The sequence below is a fragment of the [Zimmermannella] faecalis ATCC 13722 genome (assembly GCF_000381765.1).
GTDB lineage: Bacteria > Actinomycetota > Actinomycetes > Actinomycetales > Microbacteriaceae > Gulosibacter > Gulosibacter faecalis.
Window position 1 is genome coordinate 89,612 of record NZ_KB907080.1, and the last position, 13,175, is coordinate 102,786.

The following is a 13,175-nucleotide window of genomic DNA, read 5'->3' on the forward strand; positions in this document are numbered from 1 at the left end:
GGTGGTGCCACAGCTCCGCGCCTGGTTGGTACGGTGCCGCCCGCGAGGGATTACGCGAGTAGTTACTTTCTAGCTGACGCGGGGCTGATCCGCCGCGAGGCGGGCCCGCACGCCGGTATGAATCGTGATACAGGTGGGTGTTTGCCGACCGGTTAGCGTCGCGAGGTTGTCGACGAGGCGACCGACCGTATCCGCCACCTGCACCGGCGAAACGTTCTGCCGCGGCGTCACGCTGACGTGGAGCACGTCGTCGCCGCGCAGTCGGTGCGTCGAGACCTTCGAGGTGAGGATCTCGGCGTGGTTCGCGAGGGAGCTCGTGATCGCGTCGGCCGCAAAGCCCTCGCGAATCGTCACCGGCCCGAGCGAGTCGGGGCCGCCCTCGTCGCGCACGACCACCGAGCTGCGACCCCCGCCGAGGCGGCAGATCATGCCGATCGCGAGCACGATCAGCAGCACGATGACCGCGAGCACGACGAGCAGGAACCAGCTCAGCGTTGTTGTGTCGCTGATGCGGGTCCACTCCTGCACGTCGACGAACCAGCTGTGCGCGGCGTCGAGGCCGGTCTGCCAGAGCTCGGCCCCCTTCGGCCACGCGAGCGCGGTGACGGCGCTACCGCCCGCGACGAGGAGCAGGATGCCCGCGATGAGCAGCACCGTGCGGTTGAGTGCGCGATTGGTGTTGTTCATGACTCGGCTCCCGTCTCGCGCGGCTGGCGAACGCGCACGTGCACCCGCAGCTGCGGTTCGAGCGCGTAGCCGCTGAGCTCTTGCTCGGCGACGGCGCGCAGCTGGTCGCGGTCGAGCACCTGACCGGGCTCGGGCTGCACGGTGAGGTCGGCGCTGCGGTGCGCGACGCCGACGGTGACGCCGCCCTTTGCCAGGTCGAACTCGCGCCGCACACGCTCGGCAAGCGACGTCGCGATGACGCCGTTGTCGGCGAGCACGGCGTGTTCGGTGACGGCGAGGCGGTGCTTCGGCCGGCGGCCGGGGGTCAGTGCGAGCACGACGAGCACGAGCCCGACGAGGCCCACGAGCACCGCGACGGCGGCGATCGTCGCTTGCGGCTCGGCCTGCGGCAGTCCCGCGAGCCACTCGAGCCCCGCCTCGGGCGAGACGAGCAGTGGCGCGAGGCCGAGCAACCCGAGCACGAGCTCGACGCCGAGATACGCGAGCGCGACCACGGCGACGAGAAGCACGAGCACCGCCGCGACGGTGCGCGGCGAGTGGGTCTCGCGCCGCACAACACGATTGAGTACTGGTGCGGTCATCTACTTCACCCGCTTTCGCTCGGGAATCCTGGCGCCGGTCACGGTGACGGCGACGCGGCGGACCTCACGGCCCGTCACGCGCGCGAACATCGACGCGAGGTCGGACTGCGCCTCGCGCACGCGCTCGAGGAGCGGCTTGCCTGCGGCGATCGCCTCGGTGTCGGCGAGGTCGGGAATCGGGAGTCGGGCCCCGACTCGCACGGCGATGCCGCCGCCGTACTCCGAGACCTCGACGCTGACGTCAGCACGGGGCACGCCGATCGTGTCGGCCGACGCCTCGCGAATGGCCTTCTCGATCGCCCGTTCACGCACATGGATACGCCCGCTCACCCCGGCTTCCGGAGCCGAGTTCGGCGCCGGGGCGGGAATCGCGGTCGACGCGCTCATAGCGAGGTGCGCCGACCAGAGAACACGCCGACGAGCGCGCGCAGGTCGAGCTGACCCGACGCGACGCGGCCGACGAGGGCGCCGAGGCCCATGAACACGGCGACGAGGAGGAAGCCCCAGAAGCCGAACATCAGCGCGGCGAATGCGAGCACGGTGCCGACGAGTGCGCCGGTGAGTGTCGGGCTCATGCGACGCGCGACTCGGTGTCGTCGTCGGAGTCGTCGCTCGGCAGGTGCACGTCGTTGACCTCGACGTTCACTTCGACGACCTCGAGGCCCACGAGGTTGGTGATCGCCTGCTCGACGGCGCTGCGCACGTTCTGCGCGACCTCCTGAATCGGCTGCGGGTAGTCGACGACGATCGTGAGGTCGGCCGCGGCCTGGGTCTCGCCGACCTCGACCTTGACGCCCTGCGTCAGGTCGGTCGAGTTGACGACGTTGCGGATCGCGCCGATTGCGCGAGCGCCACCGCCGCCAAGCGCGTGGACGCCGGCGACCTGACGGGCGGCGATGCCCGCAACCTTGGCGACGACGCCCTCGGCGATCGTCGTGGTGCCGCCGGTCGAGCCGACCTCGGTGGGCTGGCCGCCGACCTTCGGGCGGTCGACGCGCGACGTGGGCGCGGTGGTCTTCGGGGTGGGGGCGGCGCCCGCGTTGTCAGTTCCGGTCGTGGTGTTCGTAGCTTCCGTAGCCATTGCAGATACCTCCAGTTCCGTGACGCGATCATCGCGCCTGGTTGCGAACGAAGAATGTCGTTCACTAGTGAGACGTTGGTGCGGCGAACAATGTCACAAACTTTCTGGAAGTTCTTTTTGAGGGGCAGGCAGAGCACCAGGCAGCGGGCGCGGCCGCCGTGGCTACCGAGTCAGGACGCGCCTACGCGTCGGTCTCGTCGCGATTGCGACGGTTCCGGATGAGCATGAGGGCCGTGCCGAGCACGAGCAGCGCGGCGACGACGCCGGCGGCGATGCCAAACCCGCTCGCGCCCGTGACCGCAAGTTCGGGCTGCGCGATGACGGCCCCGTCGGCGGCGGAGGCGTGGGCGACGCTCACGCCGGTGAGGATCAACACGAGGCTCATCACGACGGTGCCGATTCCCGTGAGCACCGATTTGACCTTACGCATGGCGTCTCCTCCCCGAGCACGCGACCGCCCGATGGGGCGGCGCCCTCCTTCGACTCTAGGCCGAAACCGCGCGGAAGTGGCGAGGATTTCGCCCGGCAGCGCGGGTTACGCCGAGCGCGTAGCGAGCGGCCGAACGGCGACGTTGCCGGCGAGGTCGGTCACCGACACCGAGAGCCCCTCGGTCGACTCTGTGCCGGGCGGCAGTTGGAGCTCCGGGTCGAGCTGGCCGCGGACGTCGCGCCACGCGCTCGCGAGGCGCACCTCTCGGTGCAGGAGCGTCCAGCCGAACAGCGGGGCCAGAGCATCGGCATGCACGGCCGCGAGCGCGCCGTCGTCGACCCCGCGGGCCGGGCGGAGTCGCCCGAACGCGTCGGCCGCGGGCGTGAACTCCCGCATCCGCACCACGCCCGACTCAACCGAGAGGCGCAACTCACCCACCGCATCCTGCGCCGTGTCGCGCCCGACAACGTAGTCGGCGCCCGCGGCGTCGAGTCGCGCCTGCGCCGTCGCGATCGCCTGCGGGTTGCTGTCGATGCTCACCCAGTCGCGGCCAAGCGCCGCCGCCGCGAGCGCGGTCGTGCCAGAGCCGCCGAACGCGTCGACGACGAGGTCGCCGGGGCCGGTCGTCCACCGCAGCAACAGCTCGAGGAGCCCGAGCGGCTTCTGGGTCGCGTAGCCCGAGCGCTCCTGGGAGACGTTGAGCACGGGCCGCACCGAGAGCTCGCACACCCCGCCATCGGCGTCGACGAGGTGCACCGCGCCCTCGAGCACGTCGCGCAGCAGCGTGTCGGCGTAGTGCCGGCCCTCAGCGTCGACCTTGCTGCCCATGAATGAGCGGCGCAGGTACTGCCGTTCGGCGAGGGGGCGGATGCGGAACGCGCGGGAACGGCGGTAGAGCAGGAGGTCGTCGTGCTTGCGCGGCACCGACTTCGTGCGCGAGGCACCGCCCGAGCGGTAGCCCCACACGAGGTTGTTCACGAAGTGCTCGGCGCCGAACAGTTCGTCGAGCATGACGCGAACCCAGTGCGACGCGTGCCAGTCGACGTGCACGCAGACGGCGCCGTCGGGGGCGAGCAAAGCACGCACGAGCACGAGCCGGGTCGCGAGCATCCGCAGGTATTCGGGGGTGCCGCCGCCCCAGCGGTCGGAGTAGGCGAGGTGTTCGAGCGCCACCTGCTGACCGTCGCTGAGCCGCGTGACGACGCGGCTACGGTAGTCGGCCTTCGAGTCGAACGGCGGGTCGAGGTAGACGAGTCGGGGGCGCGCGGCCCCGCCCGCCGCGTGCTCGAGCTCGGCGGCCGCGACGAGTTCGGCGAGGGCGCGCACGTTGTCGCCGAACACGAGCCGGCCAGGCACGGCGTGCGTGTGTGGTACGAGCGGTGCGTCCGCACCAGCCAGCCCGGCACCGGGCAGGCTCGCACCAGGCAGGCTCGCACCAGGCAGGCTCACACCGCCGAGCCTGGCGCGGGCCGCGTCGAGGGCGGTGTGCGCATCCGCCTCGGCCGCCGCAAGCAGGTCGGGCAGGTCACGCAGCAGCGATGCGCTCACGTCAGCCGCCCACGTACGCGGCGAGGTGCTGCCCCGTGAGGGTCGACGCCGCGGCAACGAGGTCGCGGGGCGTGCCCTCGAACACCACCTCACCGCCGGCGTTGCCGCCGCCCGGGCCGAGGTCGATGATCCAGTCGGCGTGCGCCATGACGGCCTGGTGGTGCTCGATGACGATGACCGACTTCCCCGAGTCGACGAGGCGGTCGAGCAGGGCGAGCAGGTGCTCGACGTCGGCGAGGTGCAGGCCCGTCGTGGGCTCGTCGAGCACGAAGATCGCGCCGCGCTCGGTCATCTCGTTCGCGAGCTTGAGCCGCTGACGCTCGCCGCCCGAGAGGGTCGTGAGCGGCTGACCGAGGGTGAGGTAGCCGAGCCCGACGTCAACGATGCGCGCGAGAATTTTCTGCACGGCGGGGATGCGCGACTCGCCCTCCGAAAAGAACTCGAGCGCCGCCGCGGCCGGAAGTTCGAGCACCTCGGCGATGTCGCGGCCCGCGAACCGGTACTGCAGCACCTCGCCGTCGAAGCGGCGGCCCAAGCAAACCTCGCAGGTGGTGGCGACGCCCGAGGCGATCGCGAGGTCGGTGTAGATCACGCCAGCGCCCTTGCAGTTCGGGCAGGCGCCCTCGGAGTTCGGCGAGAAGAGGCCCGGCTTCACGCCGTTGGCCTTCGCGAACGCCTTCCGAATGCCGTCGAGCATGCCGGTGTACGTCGCGGGGTTGCTCCGGCGCGAGCCGCGGATCGCCGACTGGTCGACGAGAATGACGCGCTCGTCGCGCTCGACGACGCTCGTGAGCAGCGAGCTCTTGCCCGAGCCCGCGACGCCCGTGACGGCCGTGAGCACGCCGAGGGGAATGTCGACGTCGACCTGCTTGAGATTGTGCTCGCTTGCGCCGCGCACCTCGATGTGGCCACTCGCGGTGCGTACCTCGTCCTTCAGGCGCGTGCGGTCGTCGAGGTGCCGGCCCGTGAGGGTGTCGCTCGCGCGGAGCTCGTCGACCGTGCCCTCGAACGTGATCGTGCCGCCCCGCGTGCCGGGCCCGGGCCCGAGGTCGACGACGTGGTCGGCGATCGAGATAGTCTCGGGCTTGTGCTCGACGACGAGCACCGTGTTGCCCTTGTCGCGCAGGTCTTCGAGCAGTCGGTTCATGCGCTCGATGTCGTGGGGGTGGAGCCCCACGGTGGGCTCGTCGAAGACGTAGGTGACGTCGGTGAGTGACGAGCCGAGGTGGCGAATCATCTTCGTGCGCTGCGCCTCCCCGCCCGAGAGGGTGCCCGACGAGCGGTCGAGCGAGAGGTAGCCGAGGCCGATCTCGACGAACGACGCGATGAGGGCGCGCAGGGTCGCGATGAGTGGCGCGGCCTCAGGCGCGTCGAGCGCGTCGGTCCATTCGGCGAGCTCGGTGAGCTGCATCGCGCACACCTCGCCGATGTGCTTGCCGGCGATCTTCGAGTTGCGCGCGGGCTCGGCGAGCCGGGTGCCGCCGCACTCGGGGCACGGCTGGAACGCGACGGCGCGGTCGACGAACGCGCGAATGTGCGGCTGCATCGACTCGCGGTCCTTCTGCAGGAACGACTTCTGAATGCTCGGCACGAGGCCCGTGTAGGTGATGTTGATGCCGTTGAACTTGATCTTCGTCGGTTCCTTGTAGAGGAAGTCGTGCCGCTCCTCGTCGGTGAAGTCCTTGATCTTCTTGTCGGGGTCAAAGAAGCCCGACTCGATGAGCATCTTCACGTTCCAGCCGTCGGCGGTGTAGCCGGGAATCGTGAACGGCCCCTCGCTGAGCGACTTCGTCTCGTCGAAGAGCTGGTGCAGGTCGAGATCGCTGATCTGCCCCATGCCCTCGCAGGCCGGGCACATCCCGCCGAGCACCTCGAAGCGGCGCACCTCACGCTTGCCACCCTGCACCGACACCGAGCCCTGCCCCTGCGCCGAGGCGACGTTGAACGAGTACGCCTGCGGCGACCCAAGGGCGGGCTCCGCAATGCGGGAATAGAGGATGCGCAGCAGCGAGTTCGCGTCGGTCACGGTACCGACCGTCGAGCGCGAGTTCGCGCCCATCCGCTCCTGGTCGACGATGATCGCGGTCGTGAGGCCCTCGAGCAGGTCGACCTCGGGCCGGCCGAGCTGCGGCATGAACCCCTGCACGAACGCGCTGTAGGTCTCGTTAATGAGCCGCTGCGACTCGGCGGCGATCGTGTCGAACACGAGGGAGCTCTTGCCCGAGCCCGACACTCCCGTGAACACCGTGAGGCGGCGCTTCGGAATCTCGAGCGAGACGTTTTGCAGGTTGTTCTCGTTGGCGCCGTGCACGCGAATCAGGTCGTGCTGGTCGGCCGGGTGCTGCGTCGTCGCGCTCATGCGCACAATCTTGCCACCCGCGAGCGCCACCGCGTCGCCGCAACCTGGCAGAATAAGCCGCACCAGTCGGCGACGCAGAACAGGACTCCTATGCAGTTCGTATCCACCCGCGGCGGCATGCAGCCCGCTTCCTTCAGCGACATCCTGCTCGAGGGGCTCGCGCCCGACGGCGGACTCGTCATGCCACAGGAAATCCCGCAGGTGTCGAGCGACCGGCTCGAGGCGTGGCGCGACCTCGCGTACGCCGAACTCGCGACCGAGGTGATCGGCCAGTTCTGGACCGACATTCCCCGCGACGACCTCGCCGCGATCTGCGCGCGCGCCTACGGTTCGCAGTTCGCTGCCGAGGTGCCCGTCACCGCGCTCGACGAGCGGGTCGCCCTCGTTGGCTTGTCGGAGGGCCCGACACTCGCGTTCAAGGACATGGCGATGCAGTTCCTCGGCGAGGCGATCCCCTACGTGCTCGAGCAGCGCGGCGAGACCCTGAACATCCTCGGCGCGACCTCGGGCGACACGGGGTCGGCCGCCGAGTACGCGTTCCGGTCAAAGCCGCACATCGCGGTGTTCATGCTCTCGCCGAAGGGGCGCATGAGCGCGTTCCAGCGCGCGCAGATGTACTCGCTCGACAACGCGAACATCCACAACATCGTCGTCGACGGCGTCTTCGACGACTGCCAGAACCTCGTGAAGGCGCTCAACGGCGACCTCGAGTTCAAGGCGGCGAACACGCTCGGCACCGTGAACTCGATCAACCTCGGCCGCGTCGCCGCGCAGATCGTCTACTACTTCTGGGCCTGGCTGCGGGCGACGGATGCGCGCCCCGGCTCGGCCGCGCAGGTGTCGTTCTCGGTGCCCTCGGGCAACTTCGGCAACCTCTGCTCGGGGCTCGTCGCGAAGCGCATGGGCGTGCCGATCTCGCAGCTCGTGCTCGCGACGAACGAGAACAACGTGCTCGACGAGTTCTTCCGCACGGGCGTGTACACCCCGCGCTCGCGCGCCGAGACGCTCGTGACCTCGAGCCCGTCGATGGACATCTCGAAGGCCTCGAACCTCGAGCGCTTCGTGTACCTGCTGCTCGACAGCGACCCCGAGCGGCTCTCGGCCGCGTGGACGGAGCTCGACGCGACCGGTCGACTCGACCTGTCGGCCGAGCTGCGCCGCTTCGCGCCCGAGTTCGGCATCGTCGGCGGCATGAGCACGCACGCCGACCGGCTCGAGGTGATCCGCGAGGTGCACGAACGCACGGGCACCGTGGTCGACCCGCACACCGCCGACGGCCTCAAGGTCGCGCGGGAGTATGTCGACCCGGGCGTGCCGATGCTCGTGCTCGAGACCGCGAAGCCGCAGAAGTTCGCCGAGACGGTGCACGAGGCGATCGGCCGCGACCCCGAGGTGTCGGCCGAGCTCGCCGACCTGCTCGACCGACCACAGCGCGTCGTCGAGATGTCCGACGACGCCGACCAGCTCCGCGAGTACATTCGCGAGCACGCGGTGCGCGACTAGCCGCCATGTTCCGGGTCCTCTTCTTTGCCGGGCTCGGCATCACTGCCGCGGGGATCGGGCTCGCAATCGTCGGTGCGACGAGCCCCACGCCCCTCCTCATCATCGGCATGCTGCTCGCAACGGGCATGCTCGTGCTCATCCAGATCTCGCGCTCGACGCGGGGGATGGCGACCGCGAACGACCAGCTGATCCGCAACTCGATCGACCACGGCCGACAGGCCCTCGCCCGCGTCGACGAGGTGCAGCAGACCGGCACCGAGATCAACGGTCGTCCGCTGTGCGTACTCACCCTCACGGTGCAGCCGCGGCGTGGGCCGGCGTATCGAGTTCGGGCGCGACGCCTGATCCCGATGATGCAGGCGCACGTGTTCGCTCCGGGAGCGGAGCTCCCCGCCGTCATGCTCACCGAGGGCGGCCCCGAGACGGCGATCGTGCTCAACCAGCCGTTTGCCGACGAGATTCTCGCCGCGGTTGCCGACGTGACGGTGCCGCCGGAGGAGGACGCCGGCGACGTTCGCACGCCGCCAGACGGCATCGTGCGCAATGATGGCACCCGCCGCAAGCCGCTGCTCGGGCTGCGGCGGAAGGGCCGTGCCGCGCGGTTTGCGCTGTACGCGGTGGCGTTCGTCGTCGCGGCGACGCTCTCGCTCGTGCCGTATCACCGCACCGTCGACTTCACGGCGCACGCGCTGCAGCAGGGCGAGCTGCGCCTGCAGGGCTGGGACCCCTACTACCTCGAGGTCACCATTCCCGAGCTCACCGAGCAGCTCGGGCACGACCGAGTGACGAGCATCTACGTGCGCGACTCGGGAGTCTTCGTGGATGCGCTGGTGTCGCCCGAGACGACCCACACCGACATGTGGTGGGTGCACGGCGCGTCCGTCGAGCGACAGGGAGCCGCGTCGCCACAGCCCTCCTCTACTCGCGAGGCCTTCTCGCTCGCCGAGGTGCGCTGGGAGGCGCTCTCGGGGCTCGTCAACCGGGCGATCGCCGAAGCGGGAGTCTCCGACGTCGACTCGATCGGTATCTACATCCAGCGGGAGATCGACAACGACGTGCACAGCGACGACTTCGGCTCGCCGGTTGGTGACATCGTCGTGCGCATCACGGTCGACAGCCCCTACGAGAACGTGAACTTCACCGCCGCTCCCGACGGCAGCGGGTTCGAGCGAGCCTCATAGCGGCACGTCGAGGAAGCCACTTCAGGAATACCCCCACGGGGTATAGCGTTGTGTCGAGTACCAGCAACGCAACACCGAGGGAGCAGCACGATGATCACGAGCGAATACCAGGTTACGGGCATGTCGTGTGCGCACTGCGAGGCAGCCGTGCGCGAAGAGGTCGGCAAGCTGCCCGGCGTGACGTCGATCGACGTCGCGGCGAGCGACGGCCACCTGCGCATTGAGAGCGCGGCCGACCTTTCCGACGCCGAGGTACTCGCTGCGGTTGACGAGGCCGGCTATGAGGCGGTGCGTTCCCAGTGACCGCCGAGGTGCCGATTCGTGAACTCGAGCTCGAAGTCGGTGGCATGACCTGCGCCTCGTGCGCCGCCCGCATCGAGAAGAAACTCGATCGGCTCGACGGGGTGACCGCGTCGGTGAACTTCGCAACCGAAAAGGCGCACGTGCGGGCGCCGGAGTCGGTCGACGACGCCGAGCTCATTCGCGTGATCGAGCAGACCGGCTACACCGCCGCCCTGCCGAAGGCGCCCGAGCGGCAGCCCGGCGACGCCGGGGCCGACGAAGCCCGGCCCGATGACGCGGCACAAGACGACCCCGAGGTGCGCGCGCTACGCCAGCGGCTCATCGCCTCGACCGTGCTCACGGTGCCCGTCATCGCGATGGCGATGGTGCCCGCTCTGCAGTTCCCGAACTGGCAGTGGCTCTCGCTCGCGCTCGCGTGGCCGGTCATCGTGTGGGGCGGCTGGCCGTTCCACCGCGCCGCCCTTCGCAACGCGCGCCACGGCGCGGCGACGATGGATACGCTCGTGTCGGTCGGCACGATGGCCGCGCTCGGCTGGTCGCTGTGGGCCCTCTTCTTCGGCACCGCCGGCGCGACCGGGCTCGTGCACGAGTTCTCACTGACGATCGAGCGCGGCCACGGTGCCGCGAACATCTACCTCGAGGTCGGCGCGGGGGTCGTCACCTTCATTCTGCTCGGTCGATACATTGAGCTGCGCTCGAAGCGGCGCGCCGGCGCCGCGCTCCGCGCGCTCATGGAGCTTGGCGCACGCGACGTCGCGGTGCTTCGCGACGGGCGCGAGACGCGTATCCCGATCGAATCGCTCGCGGTCGACGACGAGTTTGTCGTGCGCCCCGGCGAGAAGATCGCGACCGACGGCGTCGTCGTGCGCGGCGCATCCGCGGTCGACGCGTCGATGCTCACGGGCGAGTCGGTGCCCGTCGAGGTCGCCGAGGGCGACGCCGTCGCCGGCGCCACGGTGAACACGAGCGGCCGGCTCGTCGTGCGCGCGACGCGCGTCGGCGCCGACACGAAGCTCGCGCAGCTCGCCAAGCTCGTCGAGGATGCGCAGTCGGGAAAGGCGCCCGTGCAGCGGCTCGCCGATCGGGTCGCCGGGATCTTCGTGCCGATCGTTTTCGGCATCGCGGCGGTGACGCTCGCCGCGTGGCTCCTGCTCGGCGAGCCCGTCGAGTCGGCGTTCACCGCTGCCGTCGCGGTGCTCATCATCGCCTGCCCGTGCGCGCTCGGCCTCGCAACCCCCATCGCCCTGCTCATGGGCACGGGCCGCGGCGCGCAGATCGGCGTGCTCATTAAGGGCGCCGAGGTGCTCGAGTCGACCCGCCGCGTCGACACGATCGTGCTCGACAAGACCGGCACGGTGACGATCGGGCGGATGCGCCTCGTCAACGTCGTGCCCGCTCCCGGCGAGTCACCCGAGCGAGTGCTCGCGCTCGCGGGAGCGCTCGAGGCTGCGAGCGAGCATCCCATCGCGAAGGCGATCGTCGAGGGGGCCACCCGGCAGGGCGAGCTCGCGGAGGTGTCGGGCTTCGAGAATCTCCCCGGCCGCGGCGTGCGCGGCACGGTCGACGGCGTCGAGGTTCTCGCCGGTCGCGCCGCCCTGTTCGACGAGGTTGCCCCCGAGTTGGCCACGGCGCAGGCCGAGGCCGAGTCGGCCGGTCGCACCGCGATCGTCGTCGGCTGGGACGGTGCGGCCCGCGGGCTCGCGCTCGTCGCCGACACCGTGAAGCCGACGAGTGCCGCCGCGGTCGCGCGTCTGCGCGAGCTCGGCCTCGAGCCGATGCTGCTCACCGGCGATAACGCGGGCAGCGCCCGCCAGGTCGCCGCCGAGGTCGGCATCGACTCGGTCATCGCCGAGGTGCTGCCGGAAGACAAGGTCGCGCGCATCGTCGAGCTGCAGTCGCAGGGCCGCGTCGTCGCGATGGTTGGCGACGGCGTCAACGACGCCGCCGCGCTCGCGCAGGCCGACCTCGGCCTCGCGATGGGCACGGGCACCGACGTCGCGATCGAGGCGAGCGACCTCACGCTCGTGCGGGGCGATCTGCTCGCGGCCGTCGACGCGATCCGGCTGTCGCGGCGCACGCTCGGCACGATCAAGGGCAACCTATTCTGGGCCTTCGCGTACAACGTCGCGGCGATCCCGCTCGCCGCGTTCGGGCTGCTCAACCCGATGCTCGCCGGCGCGGCGATGGCGTTCTCGTCGGTGTTCGTCGTCGGCAACAGCCTGCTGCTGCGCCGCTTCACGCCCGAACGCTAGCCTGTCGCTCGCCGCGGCACGAGGAGCACGGCGAGCGGCACGAGCAGCACGAGCGCGGCGAGCGACAACACCGAAAAGTCGCTCGCCGCCATGAGCGGTCCCGACGCGAACGCGGCAACCGCGGCGCAGAGATTCGAGAGCGCATCAGCGCCGCCCTGCGCCTGCGCCCGGTGCGCGTCGCTCACGGCGACGCTGAACAGCGCCGACGAGGCCACCGAGGTGAACGACCAGCCGACGCCGAGGAGCCCGAGCGCCGTCACGATGGCGGCGGTCTCGTGCTGCCACGCCGCCCCGACGAGGCACGCGGCCGCGAGCAGGGCGACGCCGATCGCGATCGTCACGCGGTGCCCGAGCCGATCGACGCACCACCCGACGAGCGGCGCGAACACGTACATCGCGGCGACGTGAAGCGAGATCGTGAGCCCGATGACCGTAATCGTGTCGCCGTGGTGCGCGAGGTGCACGGGCGTCATCGTCATCACCGCGACCATGACGCTCTGCCCGACGAGAATGCCAACGAGCGCGAGCCTGCCGGGGCCCGAGCGCCGCACCTCCGCGAGCGCCTGCCCGAGCCGTGGGCGCTGCGCACCCGGCACGGTGCTGACCCCTGCGCGCGCCTGCAGCGTGACGAGCGGGTCGGGCCGCAGCCAGATCCACACGACGGTCGCGGCGAGCGCGAGGCAGACGGCCGCGATGCCGAACGCCCCGCCGAAGACGTTGATGCCGATGCGGTCGTGCAGCCACTCCCCCGGCACCCCGAGGTTCGGGCCGAGCACCGAGCCGAGCGTGCCAACCCACACGACGAGCGCGAGCGCCCGGCCACGGCCCGCGACGGGCGCGAGGTCGGTCGCCGCGAACCGCGACTGCAGCCCGGCGGCCGTGCCCGCGCCGATCGCGAACAGGCCAATAAACAGCGGCACGACGAGCGAGAACTGGGCGGCAAACACGAGCAGCGCCGCGCCGGCCGCCGCGACATACCAGCCGAGCGTGAGGGCGACGCGACGGCCCCGGCGCGCCGCGAGGCTGCCGAGTGGCAGCCCCATGAGCGCCGCGCCGAGCGTCGACGACGAGCGCGCGAGCCCCGCGATCGCCTCGTTCTGCGTCACCTCGGTCGCGAGCAGAATGCCGACCGACGGCGCCGCGCCGACCCCGATCATCCCGATCACCTGCATCACCACAAGCACGAGCATCGTGCGGCGCTGCAGGTGCTCGATGGCGCCGACGGTCGTAGTCACGCTCGAAGCGTACCC

13 protein-coding genes are annotated in these 13,175 nt (G+C 70.5%); 4 read left to right on the forward strand and 9 right to left on the reverse strand.

The window, feature by feature from the left end; all coding sequences use genetic code 11:
• Positions 1–69: 69 nt before the first annotated feature.
• The 8 genes from G328_RS0109535 to G328_RS0109570 form a co-directional block, all read right to left on the reverse strand.
• Complete coding sequence (locus tag G328_RS0109535) at positions 70–687, reverse strand: hypothetical protein (RefSeq protein ID WP_019619124.1); 618 nt, start codon at positions 685–687, stop codon at positions 70–72.
• A complete protein-coding gene (locus G328_RS0109540; protein WP_019619125.1) occupies positions 684–1,268 on the reverse strand; it encodes a DUF6286 domain-containing protein in 585 nt (194 codons plus the stop codon). The genes G328_RS0109535 and G328_RS0109540 overlap by 4 nt, the downstream gene beginning before the upstream one ends.
• Complete coding sequence (locus G328_RS0109545; RefSeq protein ID WP_019619126.1) at positions 1,269–1,655, reverse strand: Asp23/Gls24 family envelope stress response protein; 387 nt, start codon at positions 1,653–1,655, stop codon at positions 1,269–1,271.
• Positions 1,652–1,843 carry a DUF2273 domain-containing protein gene (locus G328_RS0109550; RefSeq protein ID WP_019619127.1) on the reverse strand — a complete coding sequence of 64 codons (192 nt, stop codon included), beginning with the start codon at positions 1,841–1,843 and terminating at the stop codon, positions 1,652–1,654. The genes G328_RS0109545 and G328_RS0109550 overlap by 4 nt, the downstream gene beginning before the upstream one ends.
• A complete protein-coding gene (locus G328_RS0109555; RefSeq protein WP_019619128.1) occupies positions 1,840–2,349 on the reverse strand; it encodes an Asp23/Gls24 family envelope stress response protein in 510 nt (169 codons plus the stop codon). The genes G328_RS0109550 and G328_RS0109555 overlap by 4 nt, the downstream gene beginning before the upstream one ends.
• A 181-nt stretch (positions 2,350–2,530) precedes the next feature.
• Positions 2,531–2,779: a hypothetical protein gene (locus tag G328_RS0109560; protein ID WP_019619129.1), complete on the reverse strand. Its 249-nt coding sequence runs from the start codon at positions 2,777–2,779 to the stop codon at positions 2,531–2,533.
• Between the two features lie 105 nt (positions 2,780–2,884).
• Positions 2,885–4,327, reverse strand: coding sequence for a DNA methyltransferase (locus G328_RS15025; protein ID WP_019619130.1), 1,443 nt, complete (start codon positions 4,325–4,327; stop codon positions 2,885–2,887).
• A 1-nt stretch (position 4,328) separates the two neighbouring features.
• Complete coding sequence (locus G328_RS0109570; RefSeq protein WP_026339789.1) at positions 4,329–6,686, reverse strand: ATP-binding cassette domain-containing protein; 2,358 nt, start codon at positions 6,684–6,686, stop codon at positions 4,329–4,331.
• 90 nt (positions 6,687–6,776) lie between these two features.
• Here G328_RS0109570 and thrC point away from each other — a divergent pair, with 90 nt between their 5' ends.
• The 4 genes from thrC to G328_RS0109590 all read left to right on the forward strand — a co-directional run bounded on the left by thrC (position 6,777) and on the right by G328_RS0109590 (position 11,925).
• Entirely contained in the window at positions 6,777–8,189 is a 1,413-nt protein-coding gene (gene thrC, locus G328_RS0109575; RefSeq protein ID WP_019619132.1) for a threonine synthase, read from the forward strand.
• Positions 8,190–8,194: 5 nt separating this feature from the next.
• On the forward strand, positions 8,195–9,370 hold the full coding sequence (locus G328_RS0109580) for a hypothetical protein (protein ID WP_019619133.1): 1,176 nt from the start codon (positions 8,195–8,197) through the stop codon (positions 9,368–9,370).
• Between the two features lie 90 nt (positions 9,371–9,460).
• Positions 9,461–9,673: a heavy-metal-associated domain-containing protein gene (locus G328_RS0109585; protein WP_019619134.1), complete on the forward strand. Its 213-nt coding sequence runs from the start codon at positions 9,461–9,463 to the stop codon at positions 9,671–9,673.
• A complete protein-coding gene (locus G328_RS0109590; RefSeq protein ID WP_019619135.1) occupies positions 9,670–11,925 on the forward strand; it encodes a heavy metal translocating P-type ATPase in 2,256 nt (751 codons plus the stop codon). Before G328_RS0109585 ends, G328_RS0109590 begins: the two co-directional genes overlap by 4 nt.
• Here G328_RS0109590 and G328_RS0109595 read toward each other — a convergent pair.
• Positions 11,922–13,160: an MFS transporter gene (locus G328_RS0109595; protein ID WP_019619136.1), complete on the reverse strand. Its 1,239-nt coding sequence runs from the start codon at positions 13,158–13,160 to the stop codon at positions 11,922–11,924. The genes G328_RS0109590 and G328_RS0109595 overlap by 4 nt on opposite strands.
• Positions 13,161–13,175: the final 15 nt, after the last annotated feature.